Annotated in this window: 15 protein-coding genes; 4 read left to right on the plus strand and 11 right to left on the minus strand. The window is 50.6% G+C overall.

Translation table 11 applies throughout. The features are described 5' to 3' along the window. Positions 1-49: 49 nt before the first annotated feature. The 6 genes from AACZ40_RS12765 to AACZ40_RS12790 all read right to left on the minus strand — a co-directional run bounded on the left by AACZ40_RS12765 (position 50) and on the right by AACZ40_RS12790 (position 3,776). Entirely contained in the window at positions 50-214 is a 165-nt protein-coding gene (locus AACZ40_RS12765; protein WP_291166965.1) for a hypothetical protein, read from the minus strand. Between the two features lie 217 nt (positions 215-431). Beyond that, positions 432-1,196, minus strand: a complete 765-nt coding sequence (locus AACZ40_RS12770) for a DUF480 domain-containing protein (RefSeq protein WP_291166967.1) — start codon at positions 1,194-1,196, stop codon at positions 432-434. A 46-nt stretch (positions 1,197-1,242) separates the two neighbouring features. Then, positions 1,243-2,127, minus strand: a complete 885-nt coding sequence (locus AACZ40_RS12775) for a M28 family peptidase (RefSeq protein ID WP_291166969.1) — start codon at positions 2,125-2,127, stop codon at positions 1,243-1,245. A gap of 82 nt (positions 2,128-2,209) precedes the next feature. Further along, the gene (locus tag AACZ40_RS12780) at positions 2,210-2,746 is read right to left on the minus strand and encodes a tetratricopeptide repeat protein (protein ID WP_291166971.1); all 537 of its coding nucleotides are present in this window, start codon (positions 2,744-2,746) and stop codon (positions 2,210-2,212) included. A 142-nt stretch (positions 2,747-2,888) separates the two neighbouring features. Further along, positions 2,889-3,419: a rhodanese-like domain-containing protein gene (locus AACZ40_RS12785; protein WP_291166973.1), complete on the minus strand. Its 531-nt coding sequence runs from the start codon at positions 3,417-3,419 to the stop codon at positions 2,889-2,891. Between the two features lie 54 nt (positions 3,420-3,473). Then, positions 3,474-3,776, minus strand: coding sequence for a metalloregulator ArsR/SmtB family transcription factor (locus tag AACZ40_RS12790; RefSeq protein ID WP_291166974.1), 303 nt, complete (start codon positions 3,774-3,776; stop codon positions 3,474-3,476). Positions 3,777-3,958: 182 nt separating this feature from the next. Between AACZ40_RS12790 and AACZ40_RS12795 the strand changes: the two genes are divergently transcribed. Together AACZ40_RS12795 and AACZ40_RS12800 are read left to right on the plus strand one after the other, a co-directional pair. Beyond that, positions 3,959-4,876, plus strand: a complete 918-nt coding sequence (locus AACZ40_RS12795) for a metallophosphoesterase (RefSeq protein ID WP_291166976.1) — start codon at positions 3,959-3,961, stop codon at positions 4,874-4,876. A gap of 118 nt (positions 4,877-4,994) precedes the next feature. Next, positions 4,995-6,464: an arylsulfatase gene (locus tag AACZ40_RS12800; RefSeq protein ID WP_291166978.1), complete on the plus strand. Its 1,470-nt coding sequence runs from the start codon at positions 4,995-4,997 to the stop codon at positions 6,462-6,464. Between the two features lie 12 nt (positions 6,465-6,476). Here the strand turns inward: AACZ40_RS12800 and AACZ40_RS12805 are convergent, their stop codons facing one another. The 5 genes from AACZ40_RS12805 to AACZ40_RS12825 form a co-directional block, all read right to left on the minus strand. Beyond that, positions 6,477-7,691, minus strand: coding sequence for an SGNH/GDSL hydrolase family protein (locus AACZ40_RS12805; protein WP_291166980.1), 1,215 nt, complete (start codon positions 7,689-7,691; stop codon positions 6,477-6,479). 48 nt (positions 7,692-7,739) lie between these two features. After that, a complete protein-coding gene (locus tag AACZ40_RS12810) occupies positions 7,740-9,335 on the minus strand; it encodes a hypothetical protein (protein ID WP_291166982.1) in 1,596 nt (531 codons plus the stop codon). 92 nt (positions 9,336-9,427) lie between these two features. Beyond that, complete coding sequence (locus AACZ40_RS12815) at positions 9,428-10,687, minus strand: PQQ-binding-like beta-propeller repeat protein (RefSeq protein WP_291166984.1); 1,260 nt, start codon at positions 10,685-10,687, stop codon at positions 9,428-9,430. Between the two features lie 121 nt (positions 10,688-10,808). Further along, positions 10,809-12,287, minus strand: a complete 1,479-nt coding sequence (locus AACZ40_RS12820; protein ID WP_291166986.1) for a sulfatase-like hydrolase/transferase — start codon at positions 12,285-12,287, stop codon at positions 10,809-10,811. 37 nt (positions 12,288-12,324) lie between these two features. Next, positions 12,325-13,626 (minus strand): AMP-binding protein, encoded by a 1,302-nt coding sequence (locus AACZ40_RS12825; protein WP_291166988.1) that lies wholly within the window; start codon positions 13,624-13,626, stop codon positions 12,325-12,327. A gap of 309 nt (positions 13,627-13,935) precedes the next feature. Here AACZ40_RS12825 and AACZ40_RS12830 point away from each other — a divergent pair, with 309 nt between their 5' ends. Further along, positions 13,936-14,508: a hypothetical protein gene (locus tag AACZ40_RS12830; RefSeq protein ID WP_291166990.1), complete on the plus strand. Its 573-nt coding sequence runs from the start codon at positions 13,936-13,938 to the stop codon at positions 14,506-14,508. 32 nt (positions 14,509-14,540) lie between these two features. Continuing rightward, positions 14,541-16,502: a DEAD/DEAH box helicase gene (locus tag AACZ40_RS12835; protein WP_291166992.1), complete on the plus strand. Its 1,962-nt coding sequence runs from the start codon at positions 14,541-14,543 to the stop codon at positions 16,500-16,502. Positions 16,503-16,510: the final 8 nt, after the last annotated feature.

Below are 16,510 nucleotides of genomic sequence, written 5' to 3' on the forward strand. Positions count from 1 at the left end.
CTGAAAATAGGGCAGAGGACAGCTGTTTCCTGCTTTGTGACTTAACCTGTTATTCATAAGCAGGTTCGAGAATCGGATCCTGAATCGACTTCTGCCAGTCGATCAACTGTGTTTCCAGCAGATCAGCAGTGTTTTGCCATTTCTTTCTGGTCCGGCGATGCCACAGATTCGAGTTCTCTCCGTGATCCGATTCCAGGTCATTTAATTCATGCATATTTTGGGATTCCTCGAGAGAAATCCTGTCAGTAAATTTTAATTCGGATTGAAAGCGGCCCTGATTGTCGGTCACAAACGAAATCAGATGGGGGCGGTCCGCAGACTTGCCCGGGGTGGGACTATGCTGTGTTATGACCGCCAGAAAAACACACCAGGTAAAACAGAACGGTTTGATCATCGTGACTCGCTATGAGAGGAGTTTTTTGATTCTGTGATTAACTACCCAGTTCCTGTTTCAGTTCAATCAACTGTTGTTTCAACTCCTCCAGAGACTGTGTGAGTGTATCGATTTCATGCCTCAATGACAGATTATCCTGCTGCAGCTGTTCAATTACGGAAGTAAATCCAGACAGATCAGGAGTAACTGTTTGGGTGACAGGTGAAGGGGTTGATTCCTTTGCTGCTGTGGCGGGTTCCTCATCTGCGGTATCTTCAAATCCCAGTGTCTTCCCTTCGCGCTCCTGATACCAGTTGTGATCAACTTCAATTCCGCGACGTTCTATGCTGCCATTGGATTGTACATATTTCTGATCCAGCAGCCCTTTGAATTCGGCCCGTAGCTCATCCAGTGTTTCGATAGGTACCATTCGGCTGGCGCGGCCCCGCAATTCCCCCATGGTTTGCCGGCCACGTAGCCAGAGCTCTGTCAGTATTGCCAGCTGAGGTTCCGTGAACTCGAATCGCCGCCGCATATAATGACGATAGCGTTCCGTACGGCCACTGTCTGAATGAATCACCGCTACGAGCCCCATTTCCCGCAGGGAATCGAGCGTTTCATAGACCTGAGATTCGCTGTAGTTTGAAACGGGATCCCGGTTGCTTTTCTGATTACAGCCTGTGGTGACTGCTTTCAAGGTAAGTGGATACTGGTCCGGAGTCGTAAACGCTTTCTCCAACAACACGCCGATGACACGTCGTTGCTGTCGGGACAGTTCTGTGATATGCAGAAGCTCTTTTTCTTCTTGAGTCGCGTCATTCATAATCGATCTATTTTCCCTCTTGCGCATTCAGGTAATTCAAAAGAAATCAGTAACCGTTTGCCAGAATCCGTTTTGTTGATTCCAGGCAGCCTTGTGAAACTTTACTCAGAAAATCAAAGTCGAGTGTATCAACCGTATCCGTCAACTGGTGGTAATGCGGGTTCCGCAGAAAACTGGTGTCGGTAATCATCAGCGCAGGGAAGCCGGCGTCCCAGAACGGGCTGTGATCGCTCAAGCGGGTGGCTTGCAGCATCTCTCCATTTTGAGGAACCTGCAGAACTTCGACGGGTAGTTCCGGAACGGATCGCATACCGTTCTGGAAAGCGGCGATCAGGTCAGTCGAATTCTGATTACCAACCACGGCAATAAAATCTCCCGTATCCGGATACAGTCCCACCAGTTCACGTGGTAGCGTCTGGCTGCCGGGCGCGTGATCGCAATATCCCAGCATTTCCAGAGAGACCATGCCACGCAGATCGGTCTGTTGCTGTGAGTGCATTCGCGCATGCTCGGCGCCTCCCAGCATCCCGTTTTCTTCCAGGTCGAAGGCGACCAGTTCAATACTCCAGAGATGCTCAGAGCGGGAAAGAGCGGGAAGCAGTCGGGCCAGTTCAAGCAGAGCGGCAACGGCACTGGTATTATCATCCGCTCCCGGTGATTCGGGGCGGGTATCAAGGTGTGCTCCGACACAGAACAATGGCTTTTCAGGTGCCGTCAGATCAGGGTGGCGGGCGATCAGATTCTGCCCGGACCACTGGGTCAACAGTGAGTCGTGTGCCTGAAAGGGATGTCGTTCAACCTGCCAGCCTGCTGCTTCCAGCTCTCGGATGACGTACAGGCGGGCTGTCTCCAGTGCCTCGCTTTCTGCAGGGCGGATTGTTTTGCACAGTTCTTCACAGTGTTGCTTCAGGCGGAGGGTGTCAATATCCATATTGATGACTTTCGATTCCCTGACGACCAGTGGAATTCCTGCCGGACTTGCTGACCGGTTAACTCTGGTGGTCGAAATAATGCTACGTATTCTGAGACGTTTTGTCCTCAGCAGATTCTACAACGAACTGGAAGTCTTTGTCACTCCGCAGAGAATCGAAGTCTGGTTCATCTTGAATTAGTTTTGTTAAGCGGGGCTCCATTCGCAGGGAACGCCCCAGCCAGGAAAGTGCTTTATTTTTATCTCCCGCTAAAGTGAAATAACAGGACAGGTTATACAGCACGATCGGTTCGTCAGCATGATGTTGGTAAGCTTCTTCCATGATTGAAATCGCGGCTGCTAACTGGTCGGTCCGTTTGAAACACCAGGCCATGCCCATCAGGGTGGTCAGGTTTTCTGAATCTTTATCATATGCATGCTGATAGGCGTCTAACGCTTCCTGGTAGTGAGTCGCCATCTGCTGGGCCTGACCCAGAAGACGATAATATTTTTCTGAGTCGCGATCCGAAGCGGTAATACGGGACAATTCCCGCAGAGCCTGTTCAGGCATCTCAAGGATCAGAAAACCTTCCGCGGCATTGAGATACCGTTTGGGGCGAGAAGCAGGCAGAAAGACCATGGGAAACACCTGAAGAAAAATGAAAAAACCTCTGCCTGTATTTTACTGGAACAGGTAGAGGTTTTTCTATTGCAGCTACAGTGATATTTTCCGGGTTCTAAAAAATCATCCAACACGCATTATCCTTAGATACGACAATGCTTCATCTGCGGTTCCAGGGCATTTTCGCCAGGATCATGGCCATTCCACAGGTATCAGTAATTCCTGCAAACATCAGACCGGCTCCGACAAATGCAGAGAGCCCACTGAACCACGAATTCACGAACATCCCTAATAAGGCACCTGTCAGAACGAGAAATCCAGCAGCAATTCGTACCTGTCTTTCGAGAGAGATCGTCTTTTTACCCCGGATCACAGGCAGACCTTCGGCTTCCCATGCTTTGGTGCCCCCTTCTATGCTGACGACATTGGCAAACCCGCCATCAATCAATTTCTGGCAGGCCCTGGAAGATCGATTTCCGCTCTGGCAGATCAGATAAACAGGATCTGTTCCGTTTTCCTTGACCAGGCTTTGAATTTGTTCCGCGGTCAGTTGATCGAGCGGAATATTAACAGCAGTGGTGGCATGGACTTCCCGGAATTCCGCCGGCGTGCGAACATCGATCAGATGGACATCTTTATTCTGCTGGTTTTTTGCCAGGACACCTGGTTGGATCGTCTTGATTTCTACCATCTTAATACCTCGTTATGTCGTAATTATACGATATGTGTTTCCAAAAAAACGACTTTAAAAAAAACGGCCTTCGATGCAGTCCATCAGCTTGTTCAAATGAGGTTCTGCAATCTGGTAATAGACACTGCGGCCTTCCCGCTCACTTACAAAAAAACCGCAACGCTGCATCAGTCGTAAATGCTCTGATGCCACATTACTGGGAATCCCGCAATCTTCGGCAAGTTCTCCGACTGTATACCGGCCACGCAGCAGTAACTGTACGATGCGGATTCGCGCAGGATGCGCCAGCACCTTCAGGCACTCGGCAGCCTGTTCCAGCGCGGCTCCATTATATTCGGGTGTCTCTTTGAGTTTCATAATTTCTGTCCTCATATATATAATATCGTGATGTTACGATATGTCAATGAGGGTTTTTCAGATTTTTTCGGCAGTAATCAGGGTCGTTGAAATTCATCGCCGGGTCATTGTATCTTCATACATATCTGTCAAAATAGATAACAAATCCAAAATCCGCGTTGTCGTGTATAAGAGGCTATACCATGAAAAAGCAGTTCACACCTTCGAGTGAATTTCCGGGAAGACGTGCGTTCCTGAAAAATGGGGCACTGATTCTGTCAGGTTTGTCTCTTCCACAGGTAAGTGGAATCGCCGCGGGTGCCCTCCCTGCAGACAAACGGGGTGCAGTACGCATTGGACTGGTAACAGACCTGCATTATGCAGACAAACCTCCCGCTGGTTCTCGCCATTATCGCGAGACGCTGGCCAAGTTGCAGGAAGCTGCCACACAGTATGAAAATGATCGACCAGACTTTGTGGTCTTTCAAGGTGATCTGATCGATTCCGGAAAATCGCTGGCACAGGAGAAGCAGCATCTGCAGACAGTGGTCAAAGCGATCTCTGCAATACCTTACCCGAAGTATTATGTGCTGGGAAATCATTGTGTCGACCAGTTGAAGAAAGACGAGTTTCTGCAGGGAGTCGGACAGAAAGAGTCGTTCTACGCATTCGATCAGAGTGGATATCATTTTGTGATCCTGGATGCCTGCTTCAAAAGCGATGGCACTCCCTACGGACGGAAGAATTTTAAGTGGACCGATGCAAATATCCCGCCGGAAGAGTTGTCCTGGCTGCAGTCAGATCTGAAGCAGACGCCGTTACCCACGATTGTTTTCGTGCATCAGCCGCTGGATCTGAAAGATACGGATTCCCACGCCGTTAAAAATTCTTCGGAAGTTCGTAAGGTTCTGGAACAGTCGGGCAAAGTAACAGCCGTCTTTCAGGGACACAGTCATCACAATAAATATTCTGAAATCAAAGGTATCCATTACTGCACGCTGGTTGCCATGGTGGAAGGCTCTGGAATCGACAACAATGGTTACAGCGTACTGGATATATACGAAGATGGTTCACTGGTTCTGAACGGGTTTCGTAAACAGAAAGATTATCACTGGTCCTGAACAAAGAGCGTGGATGTCGTGCCGTCGTGACGGATATTGTTGCGATCTCAGGCTCGGTCTGTATAAGATAGAGGCTGGGTTTCACGCCATATTTGATCGATCCATTCAGGAGTTCACGATGCGCCGTTTTTTGAGAATATTCTTCGTTCTTATTTTCTGTCTGAGTGTATTGGGCGTTGTCACTAAAAGTGATGCAGCAGATCTTTCGCGGGAACCCAATGTCATTTTCATTATCGCGGATGACCTGGGTTACAATGAACTGGGGTGTTATGGCCAGAAGTGGATCAAAACCCCTCACATCGATCGCATTGCCAGCGAAGGAATCCGCTTCACCCAGTTCTATTCAGGCAACGCTGTCTGTGCCCCTTCCCGGTGTAACCTGCTGACGGGTAAACATCCGGGGCATGCGTATGTACGGAATAACGGCAAGCCCGAATACGTTCAGGATATGAAAGAGGAACAGGGTTGGAGCTTTCCAGGCCAGCATCCGATTCCCGATGCGGAAGTCACAATTGCCGAAATGCTCAAACAGAAAAACTATGCCACCGGCGCAATGGGAAAGTGGGGGCTGGGACATTTCGGTACCACCGGAGATCCCAATAAACAGGGCTTTGATCTGTTTTATGGATTCAACTGCCAGGTCCATGCTCACAATCATTATCCTGTTTTTTTATGGCGGAACCATACCAAAGAGCCACTGCCAGGCAATGACCGGACTTTATACGGCAAGACCCATTCGCAGGATAAATTTGTTGAGAACGGACTGGCCTTTATTCGCGAACATCAGAAGAAACCCTTCTTTCTGTACCTGCCGTTCGCGATACCTCATCTGGCCATTCAGTCCCCCGAAAAGTTTGTCGCAGAATACAGAGGGAAAATACCTGAAGAAGATTACAAACATCGAGGCTATATCAAACATCCGCATCCCCGTGCCGGCTATGCAGCCATGATTACTCAAATGGATGACGGCGTGGGACAAATCATGTCCCTGTTAAAAGAGCTCAAACTGGACGATAACACAGTCGTGTTCTTCACATCCGATAACGGACCGACTTACGATCGACTGGGGGGATCGGACTCGGAATTCTTTGAATCAGCGGGACCCTGGCGCGGTTATAAAGGCAGCCTGTATGAAGGCGGAATACGTGTGCCCCTGGTAGCGCGCTGGCCTGGACATTTTCCGAAAGGACAGGTCACCGATCATCTGTCGGCGTTCTGGGATGTCATGCCGACCATTGCCGAGTTGACGGGAACCAAAGCCCCTGCAGACATTGATGGCATCAGCTTCGCCCCCACGTTAGAAGGGCACCCTGACCAACAGAAGCAGCATGAATATCTGTATTGGGAATTCCCAGCCTACACCGGTCAGCAGGCGGTGCATATGGGTGACTGGAAAGGTATTCGTCAGAACCTGCTCAAGAAAAAACCTCAAATGAAGATTGAACTGTACAATCTCAAAACAGATCCCGGTGAACAGCATGACGTTGCCGATCAACATCCGGAAGTCGTAGCCCGTATCAAAACGATCATGAAAACGGGACGCACGCCTTCCAGAATGTTTCCCTTCCCGGCTCTGGATCCGCAGTAGCTTTTCGAGGCGTTACTTTGCCTTATCCTGATTCATAATTTCCTTGATCCAGCAGAACAGGCTGTCGCCAATCTGCTGGTATCCACTCGCTGCCGGGTGAACGGCGTTGTTCTGGCGTAACGTATCTTCTGTTGTTTGCGCGTTCCAGGGAACTTTGACAGCAGGGTAGTTGTGGGCACAGTCCAGGTTGATATGTGTAGGAACCATGAATATCTGCTGGTCGGTTTGATCACCGAACTTCTTTGACATCTGTTCCACTACATAGTGCTGGTTGCGCTTGTATTGCCAGCGGGTCTGACCGCGACCATTGGTTGTGCCGAAGGCATCCTGTGTTGCTGCCGGAGGAACGGGCAGCATCAGACCAATTCTGGTTTTCGGGCTGAAGTCGTGGATCATCTTAACCAGAATCTCAAGATGATTCATCATGGTATCTGTCCGCTCACCAATGGTTTCGTCGGTAGCGGAATAAACGTCATTCGGCCCGAGAAAGATCGTGACCAGATCAGGTGCTTTTCCGTCATTAAATTCTTTACAGTAACGAGGGAAATCGAGCTTGGGCTTACCGTCTTCGTCTGCATAGAGAAACGGGCTGCCTCGTTCGCGATAATGTCCCTGGCGGGCATTATCATTGAAGTGCGTTGCAAATCGGACGGCGGTCCAGCCACCATATCCTTCATGCTGGACGCCGTCTTCCTTGTTGGGATTATGGGAACCAATCAGTTTCAATTTGGGTCCCTGAAAGTTTTGACTGAGCTGGCGTACGTGTCGTGGATAAATGGAGTTGTGTGTGAGGCTGTCGCCTATCATCAGGATGCTGACCGGTTTGTCTTTGCCGGCGGCAGTCGGGACGACACGTAATCTTGAGTCCTGGCTGGCGATAATTTCATTATTTTGATCAATCACATTTAATGTGAACTTATAGTCGCCAATCTCTTTCTCATCGGGAGTGTAAGTCCAGCGTTCCTGCTGCAAGTGTCCCCGGTTGCAATGCACGTCGAAAACATAATTGGCAGGATTGATCGACAGAGAAACGTTATCGAAATAGACACTGGTTTCAATTCCTGGCACTGCGTAGATGGTGGGAGGCAGAACCAGCCGGAGCGGATCTTTGGCTTCTGTTTTGAGGTCCGGTTCCGTTTGAGGTTTATCTTCACCGGCGGAGGTCTGGTGAAGCGGAATGAACAGCATCAGTGTCAGCAGCAGGCTGAAAGTAAAGCGTGTTTTCATGTTGTGTCCATCAAAAGTAGTGAAGTATGAGAATAGATTCAAATTCATTTATCCAACCCAGATGGGGCTGGACCAGGCGAGCTGACCATTGTGTTGAGTGACGCGGACGTAATACCAGTCGGTGGAACTCGTGTCGCTCTGCTGATCATGCCAGCGGATTTGGGCCGAGTATTCACTCTGTCTCACCAGGCGGTGCAGAATATAACTTTCACTGGTGAACACGCCTGTGAATTCTACGACGTTGTCATCAATCAGGTCCCCCAGTCGGGCACTGATTGTTTTCTCATAAGGTTTACGAATTTGCAGCGTGAGGACCGAGTCAGGATTCCCTTCAATCTCGCAGACGACTGCTTTAGTAGGATCTTCGCCGTAGCATTTAACGCGTGTTGTATTCGAATCCAGTTTCAGTTCCTGTGGAGAGATTATAGTCAGTTTGTCTCGCAGTTTTTCACTGAAGGGAGCCGACTGAAAACAGGGGATCGCACGCGTAAATCGTGCCTGGTCCAGTTTGATATTCATATCCCACAGACAAGTGCGGCCCATCGCCAGGTCCGCCCAGGGACCCCAGCCATATTGCAGGCGACACTTTACTTTGCCTGGTAAAACGGGTTTGTCTTCAAGATGGTCTTCCGGGAAATACCGCTGAATCACCTGTCCATTGCGAATCAGTTCGACCATGGAGATTGCGTCTTCCCCCTGCACGCGGACATCGATCTGCCGATCGGATGTCGCTGGCACATCGCCGCCCATGGGCTGGCCATTCAGCGAAACTTCCAGAGCGATCCGATCTCCGGTCGCCGCATAGGTGCGACGGGCACGAATCGCTTCCATCAATGATTGTGAGGAGAGATCTTTCGCCCAGACCCCCACGACTCCTTCTCCGTACGCGCCAGGATATCCCAGGTGATCGTCAGTCGAAGCAACAAAGCCGAACCGCATCCCCTTCTGCAGTTGAGGCACAATCATATTCGCAGCAGAACGACCACCGTTGCTGTGTCGAATCATGGGGTAAGGAGAACGATCAGTCTCCGTGCAGCCATGTTCTGAGAAGACCTCGACAACAGGAGAGGCCGCAGCACGATAGTGTTTAAAATTGGCTCCCCGCCAACCCTGTTTGTAACCGACGTGATGGGGGATCGCCAGGGCCTGATTGCTCTCTGCGAAGTCCAGCAGTTTCTCTACGTGATTGGGCAGGTACAGCTCGGGCTGGTCTTCGGGAAAGATCATGCAGTAATCGCCGAACTGGCTCGAATGCCATTCGTACCCCAGGAAGGCCACGAACTGATCTGAGTTGGCATCCTGCATCAGGCGTCGGGTTTTGGCCCAGTGACTGGAATGGACTTCAAAGCCATTCACCCATTTCATGTGACGGTCACCCGGCATTTTCGGCATATCGTGCCATGAGGCATGGCCGGTGAAGGCGAAGAAATCCAGGTGCTCCCGGGCCAGTTCGATGGAACGCTCCAGCGAGCCTTTCGCATAACCAACGGCATTATGGTTATGCAGATCACCCCAGAACAACTGGAATCGATTATCGGTCTCACTTCCATGCAGTTCTGAATCGACACGTACTCCCGAGAGAACGGTGGCTGCCACCGATTCTCCCAGAAACGTTCGCCGATTGATTTTCTGAGGATCTTGCATGATTTTCTTACCTTCATTAAGACAGGGGCAGGCTCGAAAAAAGAGGGACAGGTGAAATGCCTGTCCCTCTTGTCGTTCAATGATGCGACAGCTTATTTTTTACCAATGCAGTAAATTTTATCGGTCATCTTCAGGTAGATTTTTCCGTCAGAAAAGACCGGGGTCGCCAGCGCGAATCCTTCGAGCGGATTTTCAGAGACCAGTTTGAACTCATCTCCCTGATCCAGCACAAAGGTTGTACCATCTTCGCGTGTGACATAGATGTGCCCATCTGCGAGGATCGGCGAAGCACTGAATTTATTTCTGCTGCGGGGAAGACGATCTCCCCAGATCTTTTTGCCGGTTTTAACATCGAAGCAGAGAACATCACCTTTATCGGAACAGATATAGAAGCGGCCGTTGACAGCTGCGGGAGTCGGGACGTCCGAGAATTCTCCCTTTTCCTCGTTCGTCCAGGCGACATGCGATTTTGTCACATCACCACTGCCACCCAGTTTGATACCGGTAATCGAACCGCCCCGGGCATAGGGGGCAATCAGATAGCCATCGCTGATGACCGGGGAAGAGATCGAGCGGAAGTATTTGTGCTGAGTCGGATTCAATCCGCCCACCTGCCAGATCTGTTTTCCCGTCTGTGCATCATGGGCGGTCACATGATCAGCTCCCAGTACATAAATGATTTCTTTGCCATCCTGGTTGACGACGACGGGAGTCGAGTAGCTCTGGCTGGCTTCTTCCGGTGCATCCAGATTGCGGTCCTGTTTCCAGGCTTCTTTGCCGGTCGCTTTATCGAAAGCGACAATATAAGAGTTGTCACTTTGCATACAGGCGATGACAACCAGGTTATTTGTAAGTACCGGAGACGTTCCCAGGTCCCACCAGAGAGTGTCTTCACCATAAATTTTCTGCAGATTTTTCTGCCAGACAATTTTGCCTTCCCGGTTCAGACAGGCGAGGTCACCGCTTTTAAAATAAGCGAAGACAAACTGATCGTCGGCTGCGGGGGAAGGGCTGCTGCCACTGCCTTTTTTATGTTTGCCGGCGCGCTCGCTGCCGAAATCGGTAGTCCATTTTTTCTTACCCGTATTCTTATCCAGGCAGATCACTTCATTTTTGCCATCGGTCGTGGTGGTCAGAAACAGATCGTCGCCCCAGATGGCGGGAGTTGAACCGCTGTTTCCCGGGAACTCCACTTCCCAGAGTATGTTTTTGGAACTGTCCCAGGAGACAGGATAACCGGAACCTTCTGCGACACCGTTGGAAGTGGGGCCACGCCAGCCAGGCCAGTTACCGGCAAGTGTGGTCGAGGCGAGAAACAGGGAAAGAGTAAGAGTTGTCAGTAAAGCTTTCATTATCATTACCTCAGACTGTGTGAATTATTTTGCGAACCGGGTTCGGTGTGCAGTTCAAAATGATGGCAGGAAACAGTTACTTGGTGAGATCTCCGATTATAGCATGGTTGGAAAACAGATTTCATTCAGAATCGAAGTATTTTTTGACGATCCAGTCAGGTTGGTGCTGATCGGGTTTTCGTTTCCTTCCGGTCAGATCGATGGCTTCCGGTCTGGGATGATCGGATGTGAGCGGCTGTTTATCGTCCGTTTTCATCTGCCACTGTTTTAAGTCCACCAGCATTTTCTTGATGCGTTCCTGCTGTTCCGGGTGCTCGGAGAGGTCTTGAAGTTCGTGTGGATCTGTTTTGAGATCAAACAGTTGTGTCTTGTTGATCTGTGGATAACGAATCAGTTTCCAGCGATCATCGCGAACAGCCCGCATCAGATCTTCATAGGTGGTAAACAGTGTGTCCCGAATGCGATCTGTTTTTCCCCGCCAGATGGGAGCCAGGTTGGATCCTTCAACACCTGCAGGGACCTGGATCTGGGTTAAATCACAGACGGTTGGAAAAATGTCATACAGATAAACCAGCGCATCACTGGATTTGTTCTCGGGGATGCCGGGGCCTTGAAAGATCAACGGCGATTTCATGCTGTGCTCATACAGATTCTGTTTACCGAGCAGACCATGGCTGCCCAGTGCCAGACCATGATCGGATGAGAAAATTACAATCGTATTCCCGTCAAGCTTTCTGTCTTTCAATGTCTGCAGAATGCGTCCGATCTGCGAGTCCATGTGGGTAATCATCCCGTAATACTCGGCGATTTGCTCACGTAGAATATCCGGTTGGCGCGGCCAGTCGGTCAATGCTTCATCACGACCCGTTAACCAGCCATTATTGAAGGGGTGTTGTGGCATGAAGTTTTTAGGGAGCGGCGGGACATTATTCTCATACGCCTTCATCGCTGATTCGGGCGGCATCCGCGGATCGTGGGGCGCAGTGAATGCTACATAGGCGTAAAAAGGTTTCTCTGCAGGCTGTTGCTTCAAAAAATCGACGGTGGCATCAACAAAGAGTTCGCTCGAAAACTTTTCGCCCGTCCGTTTGTTTGTGAACTTACCAGCTTTGAGGTCGACTACTGGTACCTGCAGATGGTTCGACATACCACCAATGAATGCTGCGGTCCCGGTCGTGAAGCTCTTCTGAAATGAGTCACGGTTATTATGCCATTTACCTGTGCCGAAGGTCTCATATCCCGCCTGCTTCATTAACTGCGGAAGTGTGATGACCCCTTTCAGATCCATGGGAACATGGTAGAGGGAGCGTCCACTGTTCAGCATAGCGCGGCTCGGCTGGCAAACGGCTCCATGAATGGATCCCATACAGAAGGCGTTACGAAAACTGAATCCGGTTTTCACCAGCTGATCCAGATTCGGAGTCTGGATGTGGGGATTGTCATAGGCAGCCAGCGCATCAGCCCGTTGATCATCGCTGAAGAGGAACAGAATATTTGGTCGTTTGGCTGGCTCTGCCGCAGTAACGGTCTGACTGAGTAAAAGAAGAGTACAGGAGGAAACCAGCAGGAAAAAGACGGAATTTCGCAAGTGAGCACTCATGGGTTGTTCCTGTAATAACTGCATTTCAGTATTGAGTTCAATCTAGTTTGAAAAAGCGGCGGCCTTTAAGTTCGAAACGGGGCAAAGCACCAGGAGCGACAGTGACCACTTCCGCGTTGAAGTTCAGCTTATCCTTGATTGCATGGCTGACTTCCCGAACCAACCGCTGAGGATCTGCCGCGGCAGAATCCGTTGGTTCCAGTTCGATCTTCATATGCTGCATTGAACGAATCGTGCGGACTTCGATCCGGTATTCAGCAATTCGATCAAATGTCCGCAGGATCGCTTCCAGGCTGGAAGGGAATACATTGTTACCGCGAATAATCACCATGTCATCTGCACGCCCCAGGATGCCTCCCTGCAAACGCAGTAACGCACGACCGGAAGGGCAGGGGGAAGTATCTTCCGAAACCAGATCGCCCGTGCGATAACGAATTAAAGGAGAGCCAATCCGCCCCAGATTGGTGATAATCAATTCGCCCTGTTCTCCGGGAGACACCGGTTCCAGTGTGTCCGAGTTGACAATCTCGGCAATGCATTCGGTTTCCAGAATATTCAGACTGCCCGGGCTCTCCAGTGGTTCAATTCCCAGCGCACCGATCTCCGTCATGCCCCAGTGATCAAAAACCCGTGCCCCCCAGGCCTGGCCGATACGCAGTTTCGTCGCTTCGATGTTTCCCCCTGGTTCACCGGCGACGACCAGTGCCCGGACGCGACTGGCGGCAAGATTGATATTCTCGGCTTCTGCCACTTCCGCCAGTCGCAAAGCATAAGTCGGAGTACAACAGACGGCGGTAATCCGATTATCGAGAATCATCTGCAACCGGGCTTCACTGCCCGTGCCACCACCGGCCAGGCAGAAATTACCCCGTCGCGTTGCACCTTCAAAGGCAGCCCAGAATCCAACGAAGGGGCCGAACGAAAAAGGAAAGAAGAGTCGATCTCCCGGATAGAGGCCCACCATGCGATAAATCTGCGCCCAGCATTCACCAAACCAGTCCCAGCTGGCTTTGGTATCCAGCCAGCGCATGGGTAAGCCGGTGGTGCCTGATGTCTGATGCATGCGGGTATAATTTTCGACCGGATATGTCAGGTTCGTACCGTAAGGCGCGTGAGCCAGATGATCTTCTACCAGTTCAGATTTGGTGGTGATCGGCAATTTCTGCAGGTCGGAGAGGCTCTGAATCGAATTGATATCGACGCCCGCTGCTCCCCATTTCTTCTGCCAGAACTCATTGGTGGCAGAAACCTCTTTCAGAAGGTATTGCAGGCGTTGCAGCTGGCGTGCCTGCAGAGCCTCCCGGTCCAGGTTTTCCGGCTCAGTGTCTGGTGCATTCATATTCATCTTAACTCAGTTGTCTGGGGGCATCAAAAGTGGAGATTCTGGGTTCTCCCTTATTCTGCCGCAACTTGAATGAATTTCCAACCTAAAGAGCAATCCGCGGTAGAAAATATCTGCCGGAATTCAAACGTTCCCCATTCTGGAACCAATTGATATTTAAAGGGTTATTGAAGTGAAACTATCTAACACGACCATTCCAACAAGCACTCAAGTCACAAATTATGAAGGACGATGATATCGATAGAGCAGGCTGTCCTGATTATCGAAAGAGATACGGTTCAGATGAGAATCAGGATCGTCTGATCATTGACGACAACAGCAGAAATGACATCTGGAGAAGAGGACTTTATGGGAGCGGATGGCGGTAAGATAGATTTGAAACTGGGATTCCTGACAACAATTGAATGTCCCGACGGCTCACTAATCGGGGGCTTGCTGGTAACAAATCATTTTGGCAGGCCGCTGGAATTTCAGTGCACCACTCCTGTCAAACCGAACCGGACTCAGGAAGTCCTGTATGGACCCACCCTGGTTCCATTTCTGCTAGGTGAAGTGATCGGTCAGACGCTCGTTGAAAAAATGAATATCAAACCTCACCTGGTGCTGGTTGAGCAGGAACAGGCAATGGAACTGCAGAATCATATTTCCATTCCGGTTGCGATACTGACGGATGTCGAACAGATCATCGAGGAAAACGCTGCTTACATCAGCGAGCAGATTGGCAGGAACCGCCTGCGATTTGATGCCGCACACCAGACCGGAAAAACAGCCATCGAGAATACCAGTCGAAACATTCCGGCTGATGCCGACCTGGGCGAGCCATTTGAGCGTGTTCGTGAGGCCTTAAACGAAGCGGTGAAAATGGGCTCATCCCGATAAGCCGTCGTTAGAAACAATGGTATTGAGACCAGTTGAGCAGACTTCCTTCCCAGGCAGGCAGAGACGTGGAATTTTCAGAGCCAGACATTCAAAATCATCAATCGACTGAAACGACAGCTGGGCATACCGGCGGCCCTCATTTTATTCAACGACCAGCGGAACCTGTGCAGACAGCCATCACGGACGCTGATCGCTGGCAACTCAAGCAGCAGATTGACAGCGAAACGATTCCCCTGGCTGTCTCGGCAGCAGTGTTTGCTTCTGGGATGAATGGCGCGCTCACTCGCAAATTCAATCTCGAGACCACCGCACTGGCATTGCTTGAGAAAGCGGGTCTGCAGCCCAAGTGGAAACCGACGAGACCCCGCGTTAAAACGTTTGGGATGACTTTTCCTGACGGGTTGGAATTCATGCCTCCCAAACAGGAGAAAGAAAGCGGAGCGGAACTCAGTCGGATTGAAGGCCCTAAAACCACGAGTTCTGAACCGGGTGAACGCAAAAAAAGTACGCGTCTGAAACCCCCTGCGAATGCACTGTCGCTGGAAGACCGCCTGTTTTATCTGCTGCAACCACCATTACAGTCGTGGCTGGCCGGCCAGGAACTGATCATGCCTTTCGAGCCTTTCCCTTATCAATATGAGGGAATCGCCTGGCTGTTCTCGCAGAAGTCAGCGTTGCTGGCTGATGAAATGGGACTGGGAAAAACCATGCAGACCATTACCGGCGTGCGACTGCTGTTACGCAGTGGCCAGGTTCGTCGCATTTTGCTCGTCTGTCCCAAACCATTGATTCCCAACTGGCAGCGTGAGTTTAAATTCTGGGCAGAAGAACTGCCGGTCACGGTAGTGCAGGGTGATACGGCGCGGCGACGCATGATCTGGGAAATGCCAAACACGCCGATCTTGATTGCCAATTACGAATCGATGTCGCGCGACTTTGAGACCATGGGGGAAGAGAACCTTCCCCGCTTCGATCTGGTGGTACTCGATGAAGCACAACGTATCAAAAACAGAGATTCCCGCACAGCTGAAGTTGCCCGTTCCATTCCCCGCAAACGCAGTTGGGCACTTACCGGGACTCCGATCGAAAACCGTCACGAAGAGATGGCCTCGCTGTTCGAATGGATGGAAATTATTCCGCCTCGAGGCACGCCCGATTTGAGGCAGTTGCAGGTACTTTCCAAAGAATTCATTTTGCGTCGTACCAAAGACCTGGTGATGACTGATCTGCCACCTCGGCTGGACCGTCCCGCGTATCTGGACCTTAATCCGGCGCAACAGCATGCCTACGATACCGCGGAAAAAGATGGTGTAATCCAGTTGAATGAGATGGGCGACTCGATCACCGTGCAGCATGTATTTGAACTGGTTTTACGACTCAAGCAGATCACCAATTTTGATCCGGTAACCGGGGACAGTTGCAAGCTGGATCGTCTGGAAGCGGACATGGAAGAAATTGCTGCCAGCGGTGGTAAGGCCATTCTGTTCAGCCAGTGGACGAAGCCCCTGGACTTCATGGCGAAACGCTTAGAGCGGTTTGGGACACTGGTTTATCATGGCGGAATTCCCACAAAGCAGCGCGAGCCGATCCTGGATCAGTTCAAGCATGATCCGGATTCACACCTGTTATTGATGAGTTATGGTACCGGAGCTGTAGGTTTGAACCTGCAGTTTGCCGGTTACGTCTTCCTGTTTGATCGCTGGTGGAACCCGGCGATTGAAGACCAGGCGATCAACAGGGCACATCGCATTGGACAGAAAACCCAGGTGATCGTGACGAAATTCGTCTGTAACAATACGATTGAAGAACGGATTGACATGGTCCTCGAACAGAAACGCGAACTCTTCCGTTCAATTCTGGGCGATGGCGATACCACTTGTGAATCGCGGAGCCTGACCGCTTCCGAAATATTCGGCCTGTTTGACCTCAAACAGAAAAAGGGGGACGTGACCAAAAAGATCGCGCCCCAGGTTCCCGGAAAATCTGCCGCCTGAGCGAATTG

This window comes from uncultured Gimesia sp., assembly GCF_963972345.1.
Taxonomy (GTDB): Bacteria; Planctomycetota; Planctomycetia; order Planctomycetales; family Planctomycetaceae; genus Gimesia.

Coding starts and splice junctions, on each gene's coding strand:
- AACZ40_RS12765 (WP_291166965.1), bottom strand. CDS start 214: ATGCATGAATTAAATGACCTGGAATCGGATCACGGAGAGAACTCGAAT.
- AACZ40_RS12770 (WP_291166967.1), bottom strand. CDS start 1,196: ATGAATGACGCGACTCAAGAAGAAAAAGAGCTTCTGCATATCACAGAA.
- AACZ40_RS12775 (WP_291166969.1), bottom strand. CDS start 2,127: ATGGATATTGACACCCTCCGCCTGAAGCAACACTGTGAAGAACTGTGC.
- AACZ40_RS12780 (WP_291166971.1), bottom strand. CDS start 2,746: ATGGTCTTTCTGCCTGCTTCTCGCCCCAAACGGTATCTCAATGCCGCG.
- AACZ40_RS12785 (WP_291166973.1), bottom strand. CDS start 3,419: ATGGTAGAAATCAAGACGATCCAACCAGGTGTCCTGGCAAAAAACCAG.
- AACZ40_RS12790 (WP_291166974.1), bottom strand. CDS start 3,776: ATGAAACTCAAAGAGACACCCGAATATAATGGAGCCGCGCTGGAACAG.
- AACZ40_RS12795 (WP_291166976.1), top strand. CDS start 3,959: ATGAAAAAGCAGTTCACACCTTCGAGTGAATTTCCGGGAAGACGTGCG.
- AACZ40_RS12800 (WP_291166978.1), top strand. CDS start 4,995: ATGCGCCGTTTTTTGAGAATATTCTTCGTTCTTATTTTCTGTCTGAGT.
- AACZ40_RS12805 (WP_291166980.1), bottom strand. CDS start 7,691: ATGAAAACACGCTTTACTTTCAGCCTGCTGCTGACACTGATGCTGTTC.
- AACZ40_RS12810 (WP_291166982.1), bottom strand. CDS start 9,335: ATGCAAGATCCTCAGAAAATCAATCGGCGAACGTTTCTGGGAGAATCG.
- AACZ40_RS12815 (WP_291166984.1), bottom strand. CDS start 10,687: ATGAAAGCTTTACTGACAACTCTTACTCTTTCCCTGTTTCTCGCCTCG.
- AACZ40_RS12820 (WP_291166986.1), bottom strand. CDS start 12,287: ATGAGTGCTCACTTGCGAAATTCCGTCTTTTTCCTGCTGGTTTCCTCC.
- AACZ40_RS12825 (WP_291166988.1), bottom strand. CDS start 13,626: ATGAATGCACCAGACACTGAGCCGGAAAACCTGGACCGGGAGGCTCTG.